General features: G+C 68.4%; 19 protein-coding genes. 4 read left to right on the top strand and 15 right to left on the bottom strand.

Annotation, left to right across the window (positions count from 1 at the left end; translation table 11 throughout):
• Positions 1–249 precede the first annotated feature (249 nt).
• The 6 genes from HMPREF2886_RS13460 to HMPREF2886_RS13435 all read right to left on the bottom strand — a co-directional run bounded on the left by HMPREF2886_RS13460 (position 250) and on the right by HMPREF2886_RS13435 (position 7707).
• Complete coding sequence (locus HMPREF2886_RS13460) at positions 250–2637, bottom strand: TonB-dependent siderophore receptor (RefSeq protein WP_070747577.1); 2388 nt, start codon at positions 2635–2637, stop codon at positions 250–252.
• A gap of 147 nt (positions 2638–2784) precedes the next feature.
• The gene (locus HMPREF2886_RS13455) at positions 2785–3780 is read right to left on the bottom strand and encodes a FecR family protein (RefSeq protein WP_070747574.1); all 996 of its coding nucleotides are present in this window, start codon (positions 3778–3780) and stop codon (positions 2785–2787) included.
• Positions 3777–4322: an RNA polymerase sigma factor gene (locus HMPREF2886_RS13450; protein ID WP_003112642.1), complete on the bottom strand. Its 546-nt coding sequence runs from the start codon at positions 4320–4322 to the stop codon at positions 3777–3779. Before HMPREF2886_RS13450 ends, HMPREF2886_RS13455 begins: the two co-directional genes overlap by 4 nt.
• 197 nt (positions 4323–4519) lie before the next feature.
• Positions 4520–5470 carry an adenosine deaminase gene (locus HMPREF2886_RS13445; protein ID WP_003112641.1) on the bottom strand — a complete coding sequence of 317 codons (951 nt, stop codon included), beginning with the start codon at positions 5468–5470 and terminating at the stop codon, positions 4520–4522.
• Positions 5471–5574: 104 nt separating this feature from the next.
• Positions 5575–6537: an isopenicillin N synthase family dioxygenase gene (locus HMPREF2886_RS13440; protein ID WP_016561480.1), complete on the bottom strand. Its 963-nt coding sequence runs from the start codon at positions 6535–6537 to the stop codon at positions 5575–5577.
• Positions 6538–6609: 72 nt separating this feature from the next.
• Entirely contained in the window at positions 6610–7707 is a 1098-nt protein-coding gene (locus HMPREF2886_RS13435; protein WP_070747571.1) for a BMP family ABC transporter substrate-binding protein, read from the bottom strand.
• Positions 7708–7945: 238 nt separating this feature from the next.
• Here HMPREF2886_RS13435 and HMPREF2886_RS13430 point away from each other — a divergent pair, with 238 nt between their 5' ends.
• Together HMPREF2886_RS13430 and HMPREF2886_RS13425 are read left to right on the top strand one after the other, a co-directional pair.
• The gene (locus HMPREF2886_RS13430; RefSeq protein ID WP_033968697.1) at positions 7946–8461 is read left to right on the top strand and encodes a nucleoside 2-deoxyribosyltransferase; all 516 of its coding nucleotides are present in this window, start codon (positions 7946–7948) and stop codon (positions 8459–8461) included.
• 121 nt (positions 8462–8582) lie between these two features.
• Positions 8583–9209 (top strand): nucleoside 2-deoxyribosyltransferase, encoded by a 627-nt coding sequence (locus HMPREF2886_RS13425; protein ID WP_073649083.1) that lies wholly within the window; start codon positions 8583–8585, stop codon positions 9207–9209.
• A 27-nt stretch (positions 9210–9236) separates the two neighbouring features.
• Here the strand turns inward: HMPREF2886_RS13425 and HMPREF2886_RS13420 are convergent, their stop codons facing one another.
• Positions 9237–10289, bottom strand: coding sequence for a nucleoside hydrolase (locus tag HMPREF2886_RS13420; RefSeq protein ID WP_033968699.1), 1053 nt, complete (start codon positions 10287–10289; stop codon positions 9237–9239).
• A gap of 107 nt (positions 10290–10396) precedes the next feature.
• Complete coding sequence (locus HMPREF2886_RS13415) at positions 10397–11746, bottom strand: 8-oxoguanine deaminase (RefSeq protein ID WP_033968700.1); 1350 nt, start codon at positions 11744–11746, stop codon at positions 10397–10399.
• A gap of 280 nt (positions 11747–12026) precedes the next feature.
• Between HMPREF2886_RS13415 and ppk2 the strand changes: the two genes are divergently transcribed.
• On the top strand, positions 12027–13100 hold the full coding sequence (ppk2, locus tag HMPREF2886_RS13410) for a polyphosphate kinase 2 (RefSeq protein ID WP_033977363.1): 1074 nt from the start codon (positions 12027–12029) through the stop codon (positions 13098–13100).
• A 78-nt stretch (positions 13101–13178) separates the two neighbouring features.
• Here the strand turns inward: ppk2 and ahpF are convergent, their stop codons facing one another.
• The 6 genes from ahpF to HMPREF2886_RS34730 form a co-directional block, all read right to left on the bottom strand.
• Positions 13179–14744 (bottom strand): alkyl hydroperoxide reductase subunit F, encoded by a 1566-nt coding sequence (gene ahpF / locus HMPREF2886_RS13405; protein WP_022580844.1) that lies wholly within the window; start codon positions 14742–14744, stop codon positions 13179–13181.
• A 144-nt stretch (positions 14745–14888) separates the two neighbouring features.
• Positions 14889–15452: an alkyl hydroperoxide reductase subunit C gene (gene ahpC, locus HMPREF2886_RS13400; RefSeq protein ID WP_003083828.1), complete on the bottom strand. Its 564-nt coding sequence runs from the start codon at positions 15450–15452 to the stop codon at positions 14889–14891.
• Positions 15453–15616: 164 nt separating this feature from the next.
• Positions 15617–16543, bottom strand: coding sequence for an ABC transporter permease (locus HMPREF2886_RS13395; RefSeq protein ID WP_070747568.1), 927 nt, complete (start codon positions 16541–16543; stop codon positions 15617–15619).
• A 21-nt stretch (positions 16544–16564) separates the two neighbouring features.
• On the bottom strand, positions 16565–17662 hold the full coding sequence (locus HMPREF2886_RS13390) for an ABC transporter permease (RefSeq protein WP_003112631.1): 1098 nt from the start codon (positions 17660–17662) through the stop codon (positions 16565–16567).
• A complete protein-coding gene (locus HMPREF2886_RS13385) occupies positions 17662–19233 on the bottom strand; it encodes an ABC transporter ATP-binding protein (protein WP_070747567.1) in 1572 nt (523 codons plus the stop codon). Before HMPREF2886_RS13385 ends, HMPREF2886_RS13390 begins: the two co-directional genes overlap by 1 nt.
• Positions 19234–19626: 393 nt before the next feature.
• Complete coding sequence (locus tag HMPREF2886_RS34730) at positions 19627–20070, bottom strand: hypothetical protein (RefSeq protein WP_177344454.1); 444 nt, start codon at positions 20068–20070, stop codon at positions 19627–19629.
• A gap of 273 nt (positions 20071–20343) precedes the next feature.
• Here HMPREF2886_RS34730 and guaD point away from each other — a divergent pair, with 273 nt between their 5' ends.
• Positions 20344–21714, top strand: a complete 1371-nt coding sequence (gene guaD, locus HMPREF2886_RS13375) for a guanine deaminase (RefSeq protein ID WP_073648654.1) — start codon at positions 20344–20346, stop codon at positions 21712–21714.
• A gap of 113 nt (positions 21715–21827) precedes the next feature.
• On the opposite strand, the gene bauR is transcribed toward guaD, so the two are convergent.
• The gene (bauR, locus tag HMPREF2886_RS13370) at positions 21828–22745 is read right to left on the bottom strand and encodes an HTH-type transcriptional activator BauR (protein WP_003083805.1); all 918 of its coding nucleotides are present in this window, start codon (positions 22743–22745) and stop codon (positions 21828–21830) included.
• Between the last annotated feature and the right edge of the window lie 92 nt (positions 22746–22837).

Genomic DNA, 22837 nt, shown 5'->3' with positions numbered 1-22837 from the left:
CCAACGGGCGGGTTGGGAACGAGGTGTGGCGTGCGGCGAGGTCGTGCCAGGCGGTACTCCGCCTTCCTTTCCCGAAAGGGAGAAGGCACTGGATGGCGGAACGACTCATGCGCCGGGCAATCCCCTCCCAGGGGGAAGAAGGAACCGGATGGAGCATGGTCGGGCAGCATCGCGCCGGCCCTTCGCCCTTCAGGGGGGCCTCCACGTCCAGGAGGACGCCGGGGAACCCCACCTGGAGCGAGCGCCGACTCAGAACTCCACCGTCGTCGACACCTGGAACTGCCGAGGCTCGCCCATCGCCACGTACAGGCGATTGGCACTGGACGGGTAGTAGGTGCGGTCGAACAGGTTCTTCACGTTGAGCTGGAGCTTCACGCCGTGCCCGCCGAGCCGGGTGTCGTAGCTGGCAAAGGCATCGGCCACGGTGTAGGACGGCAGGTCGAAGGAATTGGCCGGGTCGCCCGGGCGCTTGCCGACGTAGCGCGCGCCGCCGCCCAGGCGCAGGCGGTCGCCGCCGAAGAGCCGGCCGAGTTCGTAGACCGCCGACAGCGACGCGGTGTTGCGCGCCACGTTCTGCAGGCGCTTGCCCTCCAGGGTCGGGTCCTCGGTGACTTCCGCGTCGAGCCAGGCGTAGCTGCCGATCAGGCTCCAGCGTTCGCTGAGCTGGCCGGTGAGGTCCAGCTCCAGGCCGCGCGATCGGACCCGGCCGGCAGCGCGCACGCTGCTGTTGCCGGCACCGTCGAGTTCGTTGACCAGCACGTTCTTCTTGCGGATGTCGAACAGCGCCAGGGTGCCGCTGAGACGCCCCGGCACATCCAGCTTGGCGCCCAGCTCCCAGGAGGTCGCCTGCTCCGGCAGGATCGCCGAATCGATGGTCTCGCCGGTGCTCAGCGGGGCGATGGTCGAGTTCGGCTTGAACGAGCGCGTGTAGCTGCCGTACAGCGAAACCTCGTCGCTCAGACGGTAGACCAGGCCGCCGCGCGGCACCCATTTCTGCCCGTTGATATCGGTGTTGGCGTTGAACGGCCGGCCGCGCCCGGCGAGCTGGTCGTAGATCTGGTAGCGCGCGCCGCCGACCAGGATCCAGCGTTCGTCCAGGTGGATGGAGTCCTGGAAGTACAACGAGTCGCTGCGCAGCTTGTCGGTCTGGTCGCTGTCGCCGGCGACCACCCGGGTCGACGGCACCACCTGGCCATAGACCGGGTCGAGGTAGTCGAAGCGGCTGGTCTTGCTGTCGCGCAGCAGGTCGGCGCGGAAGATCTTGCGCTTCTCGTGGTCCATGCCGAATTGCAGGTCATGTTGCATCCCGGCCAGTTGCAGCGTTCCGCTCAGGCCGAGGGTGGCGAAGCTGTCGCTGCTGACTGCGCCGTGGGTGCCGTCCATGCGCCGGGTCAGGGTGCCGTCGGCATTCACGGCCATCACCCGGGCCTGGTTGTCGTCGTAGGTCTCGCGACTGTAGCCGTAGCCGAAGTGGGCCTTCCAGGTGTCGTCGAGCTGCCGTTCGAGATCCAGGCGGGTCAGCTCGGAACGGCCCTCGGTGATGTTGAAGGGCTCGTCCAGGCGCCGGCTGCGCGGGATGTCCAGCGGGCGGTTGGTACGCGGGTCGATGGCCGTGCCACGGTCGAACGGCGTGGTGAACTCGCGGTGCTCGTAGCTCAGGTTGACCGTCGTGTCCTCGCCGTACCAGGCCAGCGAGGGCGCCACCAGCGTCTCGCGGCTCTTGCCGAAGTCGCGCCAGTAATCCTCGTCCTCATGATCGAGGATTATCCGGTAGGCCAGTCCGCTGTCGCCCAGCGGGCCGGTGGAGTCGAGCTGGCCGCCGCTGCCGTTGCGCCCGCGGGCGTAGGCCGAGCCACGCAGGGTCAGCGCGTTGGCTTGTTGCAGTTGCGGCTTCTTGCTCACCACGTTGACCACTCCGCCCGGGTCCTGGATGCCATAGAGCAGCGATGCTGGCCCCTTCAGCACCTCGACGTGGTCGGCGCTGGCGGTGAGATTGCGGCCCTGCACCGAAGGCATACCGTCGCGCATGATCGAGCCGTCGCGGTTGTCGCCGAAGCCGCGCTTCATCACCGCGTCCTGGGTACCGCCAAGGGTGTTGGCCTGGGTGATGCCGCTGATGTTGCCCAGCGCGTCGTCAAGGTTGCGCGGGCGCTGGTCCTGCAGCGCCTGTGCCGGGACCACGCTGATCGCCTGGGGGATTTCCAGTACCGGCGCATCGCCGCGGCTGATCGAGGCGTTGGCCGGCGGCCGGTAGCCCTGCGCCGGGGCGGCGGCGGACACCGTCGTGGCATCGAGGTCGAGCGCGCCGCTGGCGGGGATCGGTTCCAGGGTCAGGGTGCGCTCGTCGATCCGCCGCGCGCGCAGGCCGCTGCCCTGCAGCAGGCGTTGCAGCGCCTCCTCCGCGTCCAGCGAACCGTGCAATGCCGGGGCGGTCGCCTGCGGCGGCAGTTCGGCGGTGTAGAGCAGCGTCTGCCCGCTGGCCCGGCTGAACGCGTTGAGCGCCTGGGCCAGCGGCGCGGCAGCCTGGCTGAAGCGGTAGCGAACCGCCTCGGCGGCCTGCGCGGTGGCGGCGAGACAGCCGAGGCTGAGGAACAGGGCGGGGAGAGTACGCAGGGCGAAGCGCGGGAACGGGGTCATGGGTTGCTCGTGTCGGTCGCTTTTCTAATGCGAATCAATCGCGGTCATGAGCACTACACGAAGCGGCGCCGGATTTACCTCACCCCCCAGCGCAAAAAAATTCTTCGCCGGGAAAAATTCCTGCGCCCAAACGGACCGGGGCCACCATCAGCGGATCACCACCAGGCGTCCGAACAGGATCTGCTGGCGATAGCCGAGCACCGCCTGCAGCGACTTCAGCGCGGCTTCGGGATCGTCGCTGCGGAAGCTGCCGCTGACCGGCTGGCGACCGAGCGCGTCGTCGAGCAGGAGAATGCGTCCGGGGTAGTAGCGAGCGAGTTCGTCGAGCACTTCCGCCAGCGGCCGCCGGTAGAAGCTCAGCCAACCCTGGCGCCAGGCCAGCGCGGCGGCGGCGTCGATGGCCACGGGCCGGCCCAGCTTGCCGTCGGCGAAGCCGACCTGCTGGCCGGCGCCCAGCACTTCCTCGGCGGCGCCCGCACCCGTGCCGGCGCTGACCGCGACCCGCCCTTGCAGCACGGTGACGCGGGTCTCCCCGGCGCCGCGACGGACCTCGAACTCGGTGCCCAGCACCCGCGCCCGGCCTTCGCCGGCCTCGACCACGAATGGCAGCGCGTCGCGCTTCACCCGCAACGCCGCGGCGCCGCGCAGCAGTTCGACCCGCCGCTGGCCGCCGTCGATACGCACGCGCACCGCGCTGCCGGCGTCCAGGCTCAGGTAGGAGCCATCGGCCAGCTTCCATTCGGCGACCTGTCCCGGCGCGGCGACATAGTCGGCACGCCAGTCCTGCAGCCAGTCGCCGGGCTGCCACCAGCCGCCCAGCCAGAGCATCGCCAGCAGGCAGGCGACGCTGGCCAGCGGGTAGGCCCAGCGCTGCGGGTTGCGCGACGCTCGGCGCGGCCGTAGGTAGGCCTCCAGGGCATCGGCCTCTTCGATGGCCAGGCGGCTCGCCGGTATTTCCGTCAGGCGCCAGAGCGCCTCGGCGCGGGCAAAGGCCTCGGCATGTGCCGGCCGCTGCGCCAGCCAGTCCTCGAAGGCCCGCCGGATAGCCGCATCCGGCGTACCGCGCAGGCGCACCAGCCAGGCCTGGGCGGTCTGCTCGAGGACGGGATCGTAGGGCGCGGCGTCGCTATCGGTTCGGGTCATGGCTGGGCGCTCCTTGCCTGCTCGCCGGCCGGGCCGGCCAGGCTCGCCTTGCAGGCGTCGAGGGCGCGCATCATATGTTTTTCCACGGCGCTTTGGGAAAGCTGCATGGCCTGGGCGATCTCCGCGTAGGTGCGGCCGTGGATGCGATTGAGCAGGAAAATCCGCCGGGTCCGCTCGGGCAGGCCGCGCAAGGCGGCCTCGACCCGGCGCCACTGGTCGCCGGCCTCGAGCGCCTGCTCGGGACCGACCGGCTCGCCCTGGCGCTGCTCCGGCAGCCAATCGTCCAGTTGCCGCTGCCGCGATCCTTCGCCACGCAAGTGGTCGATGGCCAGGTTGCGCGCGCTGCGCAGGAGGTAGCTGCCAAGCTCCTCCACCGGGGCGGCCGGGCGCCGCCAGAAGCGCAGGAACAGTTCCTGGACCAGGTCGGCGGCGGTCGCCCGACAGCCGACCCAGCGGCTGACCAGGCTTTCCATGCGCTGGCGCTGGGCCAGGAAGGCCTTGAGCAGATCCGCGCGGCGCGCCGCCTCGCCGTCTGCCGGCAAGGCATCCGGGCGCGGGCCGGGAGGTAGGTCGCGGTCGGGCATCGGTGAAGGACGGCTGCACGAAAGCCGGCGCCGGGGCGGCGCCATGGGAATGCTGAGCAGGCCCGCAAATGATAATGCTTATCATCAATACCGAGAAGCCGGCGACGACGAAACGCCTTGCGGGTCGCGCGCCGGGCTGCCCGGCACGCCGCCCCTCACTTCACCAGGCGCGCATCCAGGCTGTTCTGCGCCAGGCGCCTGGCCTGCTCCTCGGTCATTCCCAGGCTCTGCTGCAAGGCATGGAAGTTCTCGGTGACATAGCCGCCGAAGTAGGCCGGGTCATCGGAGTTCACCGTCACCTTCACGCCGCGTTCGAGCATGTCGAGGATGGTGTGCTGGCTCATGTCGTCGAACACGCAGAGCTTGGTGTTGGACAGCGGGCAGACGGTCAGCGGGATCTGTTCGTCGATCAGTCGCCGCATCAGCCGCTCGTCCTCGAAGGCACGCACGCCGTGGTCGATGCGCTCGACCTTGAGCAGGTCGAGGGCTTCCCAGATGTACTCGGGCGGCCCCTCTTCGCCGGCATGGGCGACGGTGAGGAAGCCTTCGCTGCGGGCCCGGTCGAAGACCCGCTGGAACTTGCTCGGCGGATGCCCGACTTCCGAACTGTCGAGGCCGACGGCGATGAAGGCGTCGCGGAACGGCAGCGCCTGGTCGAGGGTTTTCTGCGCCTGCTCCTCGCTGAGGTGACGTAGGAAGCTGAGGATCAGCCCATGGCGGATGCCCAGCAGCTTCTCGCCGTCCCGTAGCGCGGCGCGGATGCCGGCGAGCACCACCTCGAAGGGAATGCCGCGATCGGTGTGGGTCTGCGGGTCGAAGAACGGCTCGACGTGGACGACGTTCTGCGCCTTGCACTTCTGCAGGTAGGCCCAGGTCAGGTCGTAGAAGTCCTGCTCGGTGCGCAGCACGTCGGCGCCGGCGTAGTAGAGGTCGAGGAATTCCTGCAGGTTGTTGAAGGCGTAGGCCTTGCGCAGGGTCTCGACGTCGTTCCAGGGCAGGGCGATGCGGTTGCGCTCGGCGAGGGCGAACAGCAGCTCCGGCTCCAGGGTACCTTCCAGGTGCAGGTGCAGTTCGGCCTTGGGCAAGGCGTTGAGCCATTCGTACATGGGGTGGGTTCTCGATCAGGCTGGTCTTGGCCGGCAAGTTTAACCTGTCCCGGGAGTCAGGCCCGCGGCAAACCCGCGAGCCGCTCCCGCGCGCGACGGGCGGCTCAGGCCGTTTCGCCGCGCCGATAGGCATAGGTCTGCGCGAAGCGCGAGGTCAGCCAATCGCCACAGGTGGTCGGCGGATACTTCGGCGGGTTGTCCGCGTCGAAGCAGCCCGGCAGGCAGCGGATCTCGGTGTCCATGTGCGGTTCGGCGAAGAACGGCATGGAGTAGCGGTGCACCCCGCGCGGGCTGATCACCCGGTGCGGGGTCGAGCGGTAACGGTCGTTGCTCCAGCGCGCCATCATGTCGCCGATGTTGACCACGAAGGTGCCGTCGATGGGCGGCGCGTCGATCCATTCGCCCTGGCGGTTCTGCACTTGCAGGCCACCGGCGGCGTCCTGGTAGAGCAGGGTCACGCAGCCATAGTCGGTGTGCGCGCCGGCGCCCGGCTGGTCGGCGCTCTGCCGGGCCGCGGCCGGCGGATAGTGGATCAGGCGGAACACGCTGACCGGCTGCTCGAAGCGGCGATCGAAGAAGTCCTCCTCGATCCCCAGGGCGATGGCCAGGGCGCGCAGCACGGTACGGGCCAGCGCCAGCATGTCGGCATAGTGCCCTTCCAGCAGGGCCTCCCAGCCGGGCAGGTCGGGGTGTCGGTTGGGCCCGTAGAAGGACTTGCCGGCGCGCACGTCGGGATGCTCCGCCGGCAGGTGCAGGGCCATGTCGAAGGTCTCCTTGAAGTCGCTGGGCAACGCCGGGTCGAGCTGCTCGGTGGCGATCGCGCCATAGCCGCGATGGTTGCGGCTACGGGTGATATCGATCTTCAGCTTCTCTTCGACGGGCAGCGCGAAGAACTCCCGCGCCGCCGCCAGCAGGGCTTCGAAGCGCGCGGCCGGCAACGGGTGTCCGGCGATGTAGAAGAAGCCCCACTCGCGGCAGGCCTGGTCGATCCGCCGCGCCACGTCGTTCCAGGCGCCACGGTCGGCGCCGTAGAGCGGGGCGATGTCGATGATGGGTAGACGGTCCAATCGCGCTCTCCTCGATGGGCCCTGTACGGAAAGTGCCTGCGCTCGGCGACTTTTTCCATACAAGGCCAGGGCTCACTTCGGCAGGTCGGCCTTGATGCCTTCCACGTAATAGTTCATCGACGCCAGGTCGGCATTGGTCGCGCTGACGCCGGCGGCGAAACGCTCCTTGCCGGACTGGTCGCGGATCGGCCCGGTGAAGGGGTGGAAGGCTCCGCTGCGGATCGACTCGATCAGCCTGCCCGCCTCTTCCCGCACCGGCGCCGGCAGCACCTCCCGGTTCAGCGGCAGGACCACCGTACTCTCGGCCAGGCCACCCCAGAAGTCCTCGGATTTCCAGGTGCCGTCCATCACCGCCTGGGCCGAGCGGATATAGTGCGGGCCCCAGTCGTTGACGATCGAGGTGAGCACGGTCTTCGGACCGAAGTGCTGCATGTCCGAGGCGTAGCCCACGGCGTACACCCCGCGACGCTCGGCGGCCTGGATCGGCGCCGGGCTATCGGTGTGCTGGAACACCACGTCGACGCCCTGGTCGATCAGCGCGTTGGCCGCGTCGGCCTCCTTGCCCGGATCGAACCAGGTGCTCACCCACATCACCTTGAGTTCGGCCTGCGGGTCGTATTTGTCCAGCGCCAGCTGGATCGCGTTGATGTCGCGGATCACCTCGGGAATCGGAAACGAGGCGATGTAGCCGATCTTGTGGCTGCGGGTCATCTTCGCCGCGAGGAAGCCGCCGACGTAGCGTCCCTCGTAGGAGCGCGACAGGTAGGTGCCGAGGTTCCTGTCGCGCTTGTAGCCGGTGGCGTGCTCGAAGGTCACCTTGGGAAACTGCCGGGCCACCTTGGCGGTGGGGTTCATGTAGCCGAAGGATGTGGTGAAGACCAGGCCGTAGCCGTCTTTCGCCAGGTTGCGGATGACCCGCTCGGCGTCGGCGCCCTCGGCGACGTTCTCGACGAAGCTGGTCTTCACCTTGTCGCCGAAGTGCTCCACCAGTTCGCGGCGGCCCAGTTCGTGCTGGTAGGTCCAGCCGTGGTCGCCGACCGGGCCGACATAGACGAAGCCGATCTTCAGTGGTTCGGCGGCCTCGGCGGCGAGAGCGCAGGCGCCGAGGCCGAGGACGGCGGCAAGGCGGCGCAGGACGGAGATGCGGGATTGCGTGCGACGGTGTTTCATGGATGGGCGTGCTCCGGTGAGTGCAGGGTTGGCCATCGGGCGTGGCTTCGCGTTCAGCCCGCCCGCCGATGCAATTACCTGACCACCCGGACAACTCCGCTCAAGCTCGCGCTTCTGCGTGCCGCGCCATGCCGGCGCGGCTGCAGGACGGTGCAGCGCGCCATCGCTTGGTGCATGCCGGCGCCGCCACGATGGCGCTACCATGGGCGCTGGCTTTCCGTAACAAGGCACGCACGCGATGACCGCGATCTACCTGGCCGGGCCGGACGTCTTCCGCCCCGACGCCGAGGCCCATGGCGAAACCCTCAAGGCGCTCTGCGCCGAGTTCGGCTTCGTCGGCCTCTACCCGCTCGACCACGCCCTGCCCGCCGACATCCGCGAGCCGGCCGCACAGGCCGCCTGGATCTACCGCGCCAATGTCGGCCTGATCGAGCGCGCCGACTGCGTGCTGGCCAACCTCGAACCGTTCCGCGGCAGCGAGCCGGACAGCGGAACCGCCTTCGAAGTGGGCTACGCCCTGGCCCTGGGCAAGCCGGTATATGCCTACCTCAGCGATGCCGGCGCCTACGCCGAGCGCCTCGCCCGGCTGGCCCCGGAATGGCTCGGCGAGCGCCCCGGCGAGGACCGCGACGGTTGGCAACTGGAGGGTTTCGGCCTGCCATTGAACCTGATGCTGGCGGTGCCTTCGCGGCTGGTCGCCGGCGGCCCGCGCGAGGCCCTGCGACGCCTCGCCGAGGAACTCGAGCGCGCCTGACATCGCGGGAAGGCCGTCGCCTAGCTGCTGGCAGATAGCCGCCGCCCGGCCCGTCGCTTGCCGGCCATAATCCTGGACAACCACGGCCCCATCCGGGAGGCCGGCCTGCAAGAGGCATCCGATGAACCGATCCAAGGGTTCCAGCAGCCGTCGTACCTTCCTGCGCCTGGCAGCCCTGCTGCTGCCCGCCGGCGCCCTGCTCGGCAGCCTGCCGGGCGTACGCGCCGCGGCCAGGCCGCGGAAACTCTATCTGGCCGGTCCCGATGTGTTCCGCGCCGACGCCGTCGCCCACGGCGAAGCGCTCAAGGCACTGTGCGCACGCTACGGTTTCGAGGGCCTCTACCCGCTGGACAACGCGCTGCCGAAACAGCTCGCCGAGCCGCGCGAACAGGCGGCCTGGATCTACCGCGCCAACATCGGCCTGATCGAACGCGCCGACGCGGTGCTGGCCAACCTGAACTTCTTCCGCGGCGCCGAGCCGGACAGCGGCACCGCCTTCGAGGTCGGCTATGCCACCGCCCTCGGCAAGCCGGTCTATGGCTACGTCGACGACGCCGGCAGCTACGCCGAGCGGATCCGCCGGCACGCCCCGGAGCTGGTCGGCGAGGATCCGACCCGCGACCGCGACGGCATGGCCCTGGAAGAGTTCGGCCTGCCGCTCAACCTGATGCTGGCGGTGCCCGGCAGGATCGTCGTCGGCGACGCCGAGCAGGCCCTGCGCCAACTCGCCGGGCGGCGCCACGGCTGACCCGGCGCCGGCCGTACGGCGAGAGACTCAGGGCAGGCGGGCGATACGCTCGGTGAGCAGGTCGAAGAACCCCTGGGCGTCGCCCTCGTTGATCCACTCGACGTTGGCCGGCTGCTTGAGGCCGCCGTACCAGTCGGCCACGGTCTGGCCGAAGGTGATGCCCTCGCGGCTGTCGACCTGCACGTTGATCCGCTTGCCCTTGAACAGCGAGGGCTTGAGCAGGTAGGCGACCACCGTGGCGTCGTGCACCGGGCCGCCCTCCAGGCCGTAGTACTTGATGTCGTACTGGACGTAGGCGTCGAGGATGTCGGCGACGGTCTTGCCGGCCCGGTTGCCGAGGTTGCGCAGCTTGGCGATACGCTCGGGGCTGGTGAGGATCTTGTGGGTCACGTCGAGCGGCAGCATGGTGATCGGCGCCCCGCTCTTGAGCACGATTTCCGCCGCGTGGGGGTCGGCGAAGATATTGAATTCGGCGGCCGGGGTGATGTTGCCGCCGTTGAAGTGGGCGCCGCCCATGATCACGATCTCGCGGATGCCCTTGACGATGTCCGGGGCCTGGGTCAGGGCCAGCGCGAGGTTGGTCTCCGGGCCGAGCATGGCCAGGGTCACGCTCTTCTCCGGCGCCGCGCGCAAGGTGCGGATCAGGTAGTCCACGGCGTTACCTTCGGCCAGCGGCTGCTTCGGCTCATGCACCTCGACGCCGCTGATGCCTTCGCTGCCGTGCACGTCGGCGGCGTAGATCGGCGTGCGCAGCAGCGGCCGCGGGGCGCCGGCGTAGACCGGGATATCCGGGCGCTTGCCCCACTCGCGGGCCAGCCGGGCGTTACGCGCGGTCTTTTCCAGCGGCACGTTGCCGGCGACGGTGGTCAGCGCCTGGATCTTCAGCTCCTTCGGCGAGGCCATGGCGAACAGCAGGGCGATCACATCGTCGGCGCCCGGATCGGTGTCGATGATCAGCGTCCGCGGCGATGGCGGCGCCACCGTTTCGGCAGCGGACAGAGGAAGGCTGGCGGGCATCAGCAGGGCGAGTCCTAGCAGAAGGCTGCAAAAGCGATTGCATGGGCGGGCGGCGCGTGACATGGGGCGGCTCCTGGTGGGGAATGCCACAGTCTAGCCAGTTGCGGGCCACGCGCCGACCTATGCGAACCGACAGAGGAAGCACGGCGCTTCCCCTATCGGAACCCGCATCAACCGGCGATCAGGGCACTCGCCGCAGCGCGGTGGCGGGCGATCAGGGCGGCCAGGTCGAGGCCCTCCACGGCACCGTCGACCACCCGCCAGACGCCGCCGACCATTACCCGGTCGGCGCGGTCGGCAGCGCACAGCAGCAGCGCCGAGAGCGGGTCGTGGCTGCCCGAGAAGCGCAGCTCGTCGAGCTTGAACATGGCCAGGTCGGCCTGCTTGCCGGGGGCCAGCTCGCCGATGTCGCTGCGCCCGAGCAGGCGTGCCGAGCCACGGGTGGCCCAGCCCAGGGCGAGTTCCGGGGTGATCCGCTCGGCGCCGTAGCGCAGGCGTTGCAGGTACAGGGCCTGGCGCGCCTCGAGGATCATGTTCGAGGCGTCGTTGGAGGCCGAGCCATCGACCCCCAGGCCGATCGGCGCGCCGGCCGCCTCCAGCTCCACGGTCGGGCAGATGCCCGAGGCCAGGCGCATGTTCGAGCTCGGGCAATGGCAGATACCGGTGCCCGCCTCGCCGAGCCGGCGGATCTCCTCGGCGTTGAAGTGGATGCCGTGGGCCAGCCAGGTGCGCGGGCCGAGCCAGCCGACGCTGTCCAGGTAGTCCACGGTGCGCAGGCCGAAGCGCTGCAGGCAGAAGTCTTCCTCGTCGAGGGTCTCCGCCAGGTGGGTGTGCAGGCGGACATCGTGGCGCGCCGCCAGTTCGGCGCTGGCGCGCATGATCTCCGGAGTCACCGAGAACGGCGAGCAGGGCGCCAGGGCGATCTGCACCCGGGCACCGTCGCCGCGCTGGTGGTAGCGGGCGATCAGTCGCTCGCTGTCGGCGAGGATGGTCTCGGCCTCCTGCACCGTCTGCTGCGGCGGCAAGCCGCCGTCCTTCTCGCCGAGGCTCATCGAGCCGCGGGTGAGCATGGCGCGCATGCCCAGTTCCTCGACCACCCCGGCCTGCACGTCGATCGCCTGTTCGAGGCCGCCGGGAAACAGGTAGTGGTGGTCGGCGGCAGTGGTACAGCCGGACAACAGCAGCTCGGCCAGCGCCACCTTGGTGGCCAGTTCGAGCTTCTCCGGGGTCAGCCGCGCCCAGACCGGGTAGAGGGTCTTCAGCCAGGGGAACAGCGGCTGGTTGACCACCGGCGCCCAGGCGCGGGTGAGGGTCTGGTAGAAGTGGTGATGAGTGTTGATCAGCCCCGGCAACACCACGTGCCGGCTGGCGTCGAACTGGCTGGCGCAAGGTTCTGCGGGCTGCTGGCCGGCGCCGAGCAGCTCGACGATGCGGCCGTCTTCGACGACCAGGCCGCCGGCGGCGTCGAGGCCGTTGGCGGTGAAGATGGCGAGGGGGTTGCGAATCCAGGTGCGGGACATGTGCGGACCTTCGTCGGATCGGCGGGCCGGCGCGAACGCTGCCGGCCCTCGGTTGATGAGAGCCAGCTCAGTGTTCACCCTGTCTGCTGATCCAGGTCCGCGGGGCGACGACGGGACGCCACGCGCGTGGCGATATCCTACAAGGGATTTCTGGAGAGGTGTAAGGCTTTCCTCCCGGTGGCGGCCGGGCGCGGTTTGATGGGGGTCAACGGACGCCTCCCGGCAGGGGCATAGAGTGGGGGACTGCATAGCTGAAAACGTAGAACGGAAGGAGTCCCGCATGAGCGAAGAACCCACTGTCAGTCCCCCCTCCCCCGAGCAACCCGCCGCGCAGCCGGCCAAGCCGGCCCGGCCAGCCGCCCGCCGCGCCCCGCGCAAGCCGGCGACCCGCCGCCCGCGAGTGGCCAGCCCGGCGCAGAAGGCCCGCGAGGAGATCCAGGCGATCAGCCAGAAGCCGGTCGCCCTGCAGGTCGCCAGTGCGCCCCACGGCAGCAGCGAGGACAGCACCTCGGCGAGCCTGCCGGCGAACTATCCCTATCACACGCGGATGCGCCGCAACGAGTACGAGAAGGCCAAGCACGACCTGCAGATCGAACTGCTCAAGGTGCAGAGCTGGGTGAAGGAGACCGGCCAGCGCGTGGTGGTCCTGTTCGAAGGCCGCGACGCCGCCGGCAAGGGCGGCACCATCAAACGCTTCATGGAACACCTGAACCCGCGCGGCGCGCGGATCGTAGCCCTGGAGAAACCGTCCTCCCAGGAGCAGGGCCAGTGGTATTTCCAGCGCTACATCCAACACCTGCCCACCGCCGGCGAGATGGTCTTCTTCGACCGCTCCTGGTACAACCGCGCCGGCGTCGAGCGGGTCATGGGCTTCTGTTCGCCGCTGCAATACCTGGAGTTCATGCGCCAGGCGCCGGAGCTGGAGCGCATGCTCACCAACAGCGGCATCCTGCTGTTCAAGTACTGGTTCTCGGTGAGCCGCGAGGAGCAACTGCGGCGCTTCATCTCGCGCCGCGACGATCCGCTCAAGCACTGGAAGCTGTCGCCCATCGACATCAAGTCTCTGGACAAGTGGGACGACTACACCGCCGCCAAGCAGGCGATGTTCTTCCATACCGACACCGCCGACGCGCCATGGACGGTCATCAAGTCCGACGACAAGAAGCGCGCGCGACTCAACTGCATCCGCCACTTCCTGCACGCGCTGGACTATCCGGGCAAGGACCGGCGCATCGCCCATGAGCCCGACCCGTTGCTGGTGGGGCCGGCCTCGCGGGTGATCGAGGAAGACGAGAAGGTCTACGCCGAGGCGGCCGCCGCGCCGGGCCACGCGAACCTGGATATCCCGGCCTGAGGCCGGCGGTCGCGCCAACGAAAACGCCCGGGGCGCTGTCGCGCTCCGGGCGTCTCTGGTTCGACGGTCGCTGGCCGGTCACTCCGGCGCGGAGGTCCGGATCAGGTGGTCGAAGGCGCTCAGCGAAGCCTTGGCGCCCTCGCCCACGGCGATCACGATCTGCTTGTACGGCACCGTGGTCACGTCACCGGCGGCGAAGATGCCGGGCAGCGAGGTCTCGCCTCGGGCGTCGACGATGATCTCGCCGCGCGGCGACAGCTCGACGCTGCCCTTGAGCCACTCGGTGTTGGGCAGCAGGCCGATCTGCACGAAGATGCCTTCCAGCTCGATCGACTTGAACTCCTCGGAGTTGCGGTCCTTGTACACCAGGCCGGTGACCTTCTGGCCGTCGCCCTTCACTTCGCTGGTCAGGGCACTGGTGATCACCTCGACGTTCGGCAGGCTGTAGAGCTTGCGTTGCAGCACGGCATCGGCGCGCAACTTGCTATCGAATTCCAGCAGGGTCACGTGGGCGACGATGCCGGCCAGGTCGATGGCCGCCTCGACGCCGGAGTTGCCGCCGCCGATCACCGCCACGCGCTTGCCCTTGAACAGCGGGCCATCGCAGTGCGGGCAGAAGCACACGCCCTTGGCCTTGTATTCCTGCTCGCCGGGCACGCCCATTTCGCGCCAGCGAGCGCCGGTGGCGAGGATCAGGGTCTTGGCCTTGAGGCTGCCGCCGCTCTCGAACCGCACCTCGTGCAACTCGCCGGCGTTCTTCGCCGGAACCAGCTTGCTGGCGCGCTGCAGGTTCATGATGTCGACCTCGTAGTGACGCACGTGCTCTTCCAGCGCCCGTGCCAGCTTCGGCCCTTCGGTCTCCTGCACCGAGATGAAGTTCTCGATGGCCATGGTGTCCAGCACCTGGCCGCCGAAGCGCTCGGCGGCGACGCCGGTGCGAATGCCCTTGCGCGCGGCGTAGATCGCCGCCGCGGCGCCGGCCGGGCCACCGCCGACCACCAGCACGTCGAAGGCTTCGCGAGCGGTCAGCTTCTCGGCGTCGCGGGCGGCGGCGCCGGTGTCGATCTTGGCGAGGATCTCTTCCACGCCCATGCGGCCCTGGCCGAAGACTTCGCCGTTGAGGTAGATGCTCGGCACCGACATGATCTGGCGCGCCTCGACCTCATCCTGGAACAGCGCGCCGTCGATGGCGACGTGACGGATGTTCGGGTTGAGCACGGCCATCAGGTTCAGCGCCTGGACCACGTCCGGGCAGTTCTGGCAGGACAGCGAGAAGTAGGTTTCGAACTCGAAGGTACCCTCGATTCCCTTGACTTGCTCGATCACGTCCGCGTCGAGCTTGGAGGGGTGGCCGCCTACCTGCAGCAGGGCCAGCACCAGCGAGGTGAATTCGTGGCCCATGGGGATACCGGCGAAGCGCAGGCCGATGTCCGCACCCGGGCGGTTCAGCGAGAACGACGGTTTGCGCGCATCGCTGCCGTCGGTCTTCAGGGTGATCTTGTCGGTCAGGCCGACGATGTCTTGCAGCAGGCCCAGCAGCTCGCGGGATTTGTCGCTGTCATCGAGGGACGCGACGATCTCGAACGGCTGGCTGACCTTTTCCAGGTAGGCCTTCAACTGGGTTTTAAGATTGGCGTCCAACATGGTTCAGCTCCTCGAAATTCGGGCAAACGTATCCCCGGCGGATGGGACATCCGCCCTGCACGGCGCGTTGGCTGGGTGAAGGGTGGACGATCCACGAGGGATCGTCCGCCGGAGAGGCTGGCGGCGAATGCCGCCGGCGCGGTCTTAGATCTTGCCGACCAGGTCCAGGGACGGAGCGAGGGTCTTCTCGCCTTCCTTCCACTTGGCCGGGCAGACTTCGCCCGGGTGGGCGGCGGTGTACTGGGCGGCCTTCAGCTTGCGAACGGTCTCGCCGACGTCACGGGCGATCTCGTTGGAATGGATCTCGACGGTCTTGATCACGCCTTCCGGGTTGATCACGAAGGTACCGCGCAGGGCCAGGCCTTCTTCCGGGATGTGCACGCCGAAGGCGTTGGTCAGTTGGTGGGTCGGGTCGCCGATCAGCGGGAACTGGGCCTTGCCGACTGCCGGGGAGGTTTCGTGCCAGACCTTGTGCGAGAAGTGGGTGTCGGTGGTCACGATGTAGACCTCGGCACCGGCTTTCTGGAACTCGCCGTAGTTGTTGGCGGCGTCTTCGATCTCGGTCGGGCAGTTGAAGGTGAAGGCAGCCGGCATGAAGATCAGGACCGACCACTTGCCCTTCAGGGATTCCTCGGTCACCTCGATGAACTTGCCGTTGTGGAAAGCGTTGACCTTGAACGGTTGGACTTGAGTGTTGATCAGGGACATCAGTCGTTCCTCTCTCAGTTGAATGGGGTGTTTCAAATCGACTGGGAGAATCTTAACGGGGTTCGGCAAAAATGCCCCATTGATTTAGGCCATCAGTGAAATTATCTAAATCTATCGAAGAATATATAAATAGTTAAAACAACTAATCGAAGAACCTGCCCTCGTCAGTGCCCGGCCTTCCACGGCTGGCCCAGGGAAACCGGGGCATACAGCCGGGTGCGCAGGGCATCGCGGGAGAGCAGGACCAGCACCAGGATGGTCGCCGCATAGGGCAGCATCGCCAGCAGGTTGGCCGGAATCGACAGCCCGATCCCCTGGGCCACCAGGTGCAGGATGCTGGCCAGGCCGAACAACCAGGCACCGAGCAGCACGCGGAACACCCGCCAACTGGCGAAGACCACCAGCGCCAGGGCGATCCAGCCGCGTCCGGCGGTCATGTTCTCCGCCCACATCGGCGTGTAGGCCAGCGACAGGTAGGCACCGGCCAGGCCGGCCATGGCGCCGCCGAAGAGCACCGCCAGGGTGCGCACGCGCAGCACCGGCAGGCCCATCGCGCTGGCCGCGTCGGGGTTCTCGCCGACCGCCTGGAGAACCAGCCCGGCGCGGGTGCGCAGGAGCATCCAGGCGACCGCGGCGAACAGCGCCAGGCTCAGGTAGACCAGCGCGTCCTGGGCGAACAGCATGCGCCCGAGCAGCGGCAACTCGCCCAGCACCGGCAGCGCCAGCGGGGCGAACCCTTGCAGCGGCTTGCCGACCCAGGCGGCGCCGACGAACGACGACAGGCCGACGCCGAAGATGGTCAGCGCCAGGCCGCAGGCCACCTGGTTGGCGTTCAGGTACAGGGCGACCCCGGCGAACAGCGCCGCCAGCAGCATGCCGGCGAGCACCGCGAGGAGCACGCCGAGCCACAGGCTGCCGCTGGAGAAGGCGACCATGAAGCCGATCACCGCGCCGAACAGCATCATCCCCTCCTGGCCCAGGTTGAGCACCCCGCTTCTCTCGCAGACCAGTTCGCCGAGGGCCACCAGCAGCAGCGGAGTACCGGTGCGGACCATGGCGAACAGCAGGTTGTCGAGCAGATCGATATCCATCGTGGTTCCTCGGCGGTTCGGTCAGGCCAGGGCGTCGCGCAGCGCCGGGCGCTTGCGCCAGCGTCCGTGCAAACGTGGGCGGTAGAGGATCAGCACGTCGCAGGCGAGGAGGAAGAACAGCATCATCCCCTGGAACAGCCCGGACAGCGCCAATGGCAGGTTGAGGCTCATCTGCGCGGCCTCGCCGCCGAGGTAGAGCAACGCCATCAGCAGGCTGGCGCAGAGGATGCCGAACGGATTGAGACGGCCAAGGAAGGCCACGGTGATCGCCGCATAGCCGTAGCCCGGCGAGACCTGCGGCACCAGTTGGCCGATCGGCCCGGCGACCTCGCAGACGCCGGCCAGGCCTGCCAGCGCGCCGGAGAACAGCAGCACGAACCAGACCAGGCGCTTCTCGCGGAAACCGACGAAACCGGCGGCGCGGCGGTCGAGGCCGAGCACGCGGACCTGGAAACCGAGGAAGCTGCGCTGCGCCAGCACCCAGACCGCCGCCAGCGCCAGCAGGCCGAACAATGCGCCAAGGTGCACCCGGCTGTCCTCGAACAGCGCTGGCAGGCGGCTGGCCTCGCCGAACAGCGCCGACTGCGGGAAGTTGAAGCCATCCGGGTCCTTCAACGGCCCGTGCACGCCGTACAGCAGCAGGTTCAGCGCGATGTAGTTGAGCATGATGGTGGTCAGGATCTCGTTGGCGTTGAAGCGCGTTCGCAGCCAGGCGGCGAACCCGGCCCAGAGCGCCCCGGCAGCGGTGCCGGCGAGCAGCACCCAGGCCAGCGCCCAGCGGCTCTGCCAGTCGAGCAACTGGATCGCCACCGCGCTGCCGGCCAGGGCGCCGACCAGCAACTGGCCCTCCGCGCCGATGTTCCACACGCGCGCCTGGTAGGCCAGTGCCAGGCCGAGGGCACAGAGCAGGATCGGCATGGCCTTGACCAGCAGCTCGCCGAGCCCATAGAGGTCGCTGAGCGGCTGTACCAGCACGGTATGCAGGGTCTGCCAGGGATCGTGGCCGAGACAGGCGAACAGTAGCGCACCGCAGACCAGGGTCAGCAGCCCCGCCAGCAGCGGAGAGGCCAGCAGCATCCAGCGTGACTGTCGGCCGCGCGGTTCCAGGGACAACAGCATCACAGGCTCCCTTGGGCAACGGCGCCGGCGACTGCCGCCGGCGCCTCGAATTGACCGGCCATCCAGCCGCCGACCTGCTGCGGCGAAGCGCTCGCGGTGGCGACCGCCGGGCACAGCCGACCCGAACACAGCGCGGCGATGCGGTCGCTGAGCAGGAACAGCTCGTCGAGGTCCTCGGAGACCACCAGGATCGCCGTACCGGCATCGCGCAAGGCGATCAGCGCGCGGTGGATCAGCGCCGCCGCGCCGACGTCCACGCCCCAGGTGGGATGCGCCGCCACCAGCAGGCGCGGGGCCTGGAGGATCTCGCGGCCGAGGATGAACTTCTGCAGGTTGCCGCCGGAAAGGCTGCGTGCCGGCGCCCCGGCACCCGGGGCCTTCACGGCGAAACGGCGGATGATCTCCTCGGCCAGCGCCAGCACCTTGCGCCGCCGGATCAACCCGCGCTTCACCAGGCCCTGCTGGAAGGCGGTGAGCAGCGCATTGTCCGCCAGGCTCATCTCCGGCACCGCGCCGTGCCCCAGCCGCTCGGCGGGCACGAAGGCCTGGCCGGCGCGCCGCCGCGCATCCGGCGCCAGGTGCGCGCCGGCGCAGCCGCCCAGGCGGATGCGCTCGGCCTGGGCGCGCGGCAGGCGCACTTCGCCGCTGAGCAGGGCAAGCAACTCGTCCTGGCCGTTGCCGGCGACCCCGGCGATACCGAGGATCTCGCCGCTGCGCACCTCCAGGTCGAGGCCGGCGAAGGACACGCCGAAGGGGTCCGGGTTGCGCCAGTGCAGGTCGCGCACCTGGAGGAAAGGCGCGCCGCCGGTAACCTTCGGATACTCCGCCGCCAGGCCCTCGGCCTCGCCCACCATCAGCCGCGCCAGTTCGAGATCGGAACATTGCGCCGGCACGCACTGTCCGGCCACCCGTCCGCCGCGCAGCACCGTGGCGCGCTGGCAGAGCGCACGGACCTCGGCCAGCTTGTGGCTGATGAAGAGGACACTGCAACCCTCCTCCGCAAGACGGCGCAGGGTGACGAAGAGATCCTCGGCCTCGCGCGGGGTCAGCACCGAGGTCGGCTCGTCGAGGATCAGCAGGCGGATGTCCTGCATCAGGCAGCGCACGATCTCCACCCGCTGGCGCTCGCCGATGGACAGCCCATGGACCAGCCGGCGAGGCTCCAGCGGCATGCCGTAGCGCTGCGACACCTCGCGGATGCGCGCCTCCAACCGGCGCGGGCTGCCCGCCTCGGCGCCGAGGGCGAGCGCGATGTTCTCCGCCACGCTGAGCGTCTCGAACAGGGAGAAATGCTGGAACACCATGCCGATCCCCAGCGCCCGGGCGCGAGCCGGGTCGCGCACCTGCACCGGCTCGCCCTGCCAGCGGATCTCGCCGGCATCGGGACGGGTCACGCCGTAGATGATCTTCATCAGCGTGCTCTTGCCGGCGCCGTTCTCGCCGAGCAGGGCGTGGATCTCGCCGGCGTCGATGCACAGGTCGATGCGGTCGTTGGCCAGGCAACCCGGATAGCGCTTGCTGATCCCGCGCAGTTCGAGGCGCGGCGGCGCGAAGGAGGAAGGTGCGGACATGACGGACCCGGTCGGTTGCTCGACGATGCCGCGGCCGGTGCAAATACCTGGCCAGGAGGTCAGGAAAGCCCTGGCACGCGGCTTGCGCCGGGAGCCACGAGCCAGGCCGCCGCGCCGAGCGGCACCATGCCGGGGCACGCCTGGGACGCCGCGGCACATTTGCGGGCAACCCTGCGGCGCACCCGCGTGAGCATTTGTCGCAAAACAGTCATCACCACCTTGCCCACAGAGTTATCCACAGCATGCGGAGAGCCCATGCGGGACCTTGGGAAGCCTCCCGCGCCGACCGTCCCGGCGATTTTCGCAACATCGGCGATGGATAGAAAACAGCCAACCCGGCAGGCCATGGGCGCGACCTGGCAAGGCATTTTCTCCAACACTTTGCCAACAGCTTTATCCACAAGATATCGACAGCCGTTCGGAGGAGCACGGCAGGACGATCTCTCCCGGCCGAGCCACGGTTCGGCCGAATCCCTGGGGCAGCCCCGGCGGCGCGCTTCCGGCACGGTTTGCCAACAGCTTTTCCACAGGAAATCCGCGGAACGGGATTGCCCGTGAAAATGTCTCCAGGACTTCCCCTTTCGACGCCATGATGCCCATGAATACTGGGTTTTCCGGCTTTCCAGGAAAGTCCGCGGCGATCGGCGGAAGCATGCTCGGCGGCGCCATGGGTGGATCCACTGTCCACAGTTTCGCGACGCACCGTCGTGGCGCATTCCACAGCGCCTTTTCCCTGGCTCTTTCGCCAATCGGGAGAAATCCTGCGACCCCGTCCAATGCCTTTCCCCCGATCGCCGAAGGCTTTTTTTCAACGGGGAATGCGAACAGCTTTTCCACAGACAAACCCACAGAAGCGCCAGTTGCCGACCGGGCATTTCGCAAGGCGGATTCAAGGCGCCGGAACGCTTTCCGCGGATCGCCTGCCGGAAGCCAGATGGGCGCATCCCGCACTGGCTCGTGCAATCTCTCCGCAGACGCGCTACACACAGACTTATCCACAGCATGCACACAGTGCATAATGGCGGAAGCGGGATCACGCGGCGAAGACGGGATATTTCCGTCGATTTCCCGGACTAAAGAGGCGAAAGCGCCGTTCCGGCAGCAGAGGAGATGAACGATGCAGTACCTGCTGGCAACTTCGTCCCCCCACTTATCCTGCACTCCGACCACGGCGGGAGCGCGATGAGCAGTTCGGCCCATCGCGGGCGGATCCTGCATTTCATCGGCGACCCGGCGAAGCTCGGCGACAAGGCCTGGGAGTATTTCGAGGACGGCCTGCTGTGGATCGAACACGGCCACGTGCGCGCGCTCGATCACGCAGCCTACCTGCTGCCGCAACTGCCCGCCGACCTACCGCTGGAGGAGCATCCGCAGCGCCTGCTGCTGCCCGGCTTCGTCGATTGCCATGTGCATTACCCGCAACTCGGAGTGATCGCCTCCTACGGCACCCAACTGCTGGACTGGCTGGAAACCCACACCTTTCCCGCCGAGCAGCGCTTTGCCGATGCCGGCTACGCCGCCGCCCAGGCCGAGCTGTTCCTCGACGAACTGCTGCGCCACGGCACCACTACCGCACTGGTGTTCGGCACGGTCCATGCGGTATCCGCCGAGGCATTCTTCCAGGCCGCGCAGAAGCGCCGCCTGCGGATGATCGCCGGCAAGGTGCTGATGGACCGCAACGCGCCGCCGGCGCTGTGCGATACCGCGGCCAGCGGCTACGCCGAGAGCCGCGCGCTGATCGAGCGCTGGCACGGCAACGGGCGCCTGCAATACGCGGTCACCCCGCGCTTCGCGCCGACCTCCTCGCCCGAGCAACTGGCCGCGGCGGCGCGCCTGCTGGACGAGTATCCCGGCGTCTACCTGCACACCCATCTTTCGGAGAACCTCAAGGAAGTCGCCTGGGTCGGCGAGCTGTTTCCCCAGGCGCAGGACTACCTGGACGTCTATCATCGCGCCGGCCTGGTCGGCGAACGCAGCGTGTTCGCCCATGGCATCCATCTCTCCGAACGCGAATGCCGCTGCCTGGCGCACAAGAACGCGGCGCTGGCGCACTGTCCCAGTTCCAACCTGTTCATCGGCTCCGGCCTGTTCGATCTTGGCCGCGCCCAGCAATACGGCATCCGCGTCGGCATCGGCAGCGACGTCGGCGGCGGCACCAGCCTGTCGCTGCTGGCCAACCTCGCCGACGCCTACAAGATCCAGCAATTGCGCGGCACCAGCCTCGATCCGTTCCAGGCTCTCTACCTGGCCACCCTCGGCGGCGCCAGGGCGCTCGACCTGGACGGCCTGGTCGGTAACTTCCTGCCCGGCCGCGAAGCCGACTTCGTCGCCCTCGACCTGGCCGCCACGCCGATGATCGCCCAGCGCATGGAGCATGCGCGCGGCCTGGCCGATACCCTGTTCGTACTGAACACCCTGGGCGACGACCGCGCGGTGGCGGAGACCTGGGTGATGGGAGAACGGCGCCATGCTAAGGGGTGAGAGTCTCTTTCCCGCGTTGGCTCGGCCCGTCGCTGCATGCCACCTCCTCGCGCTGTTAGAGAAAAGGCGCCGTTCGGCGGATGGCCGAAGCTCACGTCACTCCATCCGCACCCTCACGACACCGCCACCGCCTCCAGGAAGCGCTCCAGCACCAGGTTCGGCCGACGTCCCTTGCGGGTCACGATGGTCAGCGCGATGGCATAGTGGAAACGCTCCGGCAGCAGGGGCCGCAGCATCCCGGCGGCGACCCAGTCGGCAGCGTAGTGCGACGGCAGGTAGCCGATGAAGTTGCCGGTCAGGATCAGGAATGCCATGCCCTCACGGTCCGAGGCGCTGGCGCTGTTGTTCAGCTCCTGGTGGCGCGCCTGGGCTTCGGCGGGCAGGCGGTAGCTGGGCGCCACGGCGTCCGCGGCGAGCACCTCGTCCACCGCGATATCGCCGTCGGCGCGCTCGAACAGTGCGTGGCCGCGGCTGCAATAGAGCTGCGCGTGCTCGTCATACAGCGGCAGGTACTCGAGCCCCGACAGCGGACTGATCAACGGCACCACGCCGACATGCAGGTGACCGTCGAGCACGCCCAGTTCGATCTCGTTGGGGGTGGTCATGCCGATGTTGATCCGCACCTGCGGTCCCTGCCCCTTGAGCGCGCTGAGGGCGTGGGTGATGCGCATCTGCGGCAGGGTCACCAGGTTGTTGATGATGCCGATGTTGAGTTCGCCGCGCAGGTGCTGGTGCAGGTCGTTGACCTCGGCGCGGAACCCCTCCAGTGCCGCCAGCAGGGTCTGGGTCGCGCGGTAGACTTCGCGGCCCTCGTCGGTCAGGGCGAAGCCGGCGCGGCCGCGCTGGCACAGGCGCATGCCGAGGCGCTTCTCCAGGTCGCCCATGTGCAGGCTGATCGCCGAGCGGCTGAGACCCAGGGTGCTTTCGGCGGCGGAAAAACTGCCGCACTCGACGATGGTCTTGAAGATGCGCAGCAGGCGGATATCGAAATCGCTGACCTGGCCGAGCGACGGGTTGCGGGATTTGGCCATTATTGTTTTACCCAGACGAAACTAAACGTGAGAAGAATAAGCTTTATCTAACCTTTCGTCAGGGCCAAGCTTGATCCCAACGCTCCGCCGCC

This window comes from Pseudomonas sp. HMSC066A08 (genome assembly GCF_001813025.1).
GTDB classification, from domain to species: Bacteria; Pseudomonadota; Gammaproteobacteria; order Pseudomonadales; family Pseudomonadaceae; genus Pseudomonas; species Pseudomonas aeruginosa.
Note: the sequence above shows the minus strand (reverse complement) of the source record. Positions and strands in the feature narration are given on the sequence as shown.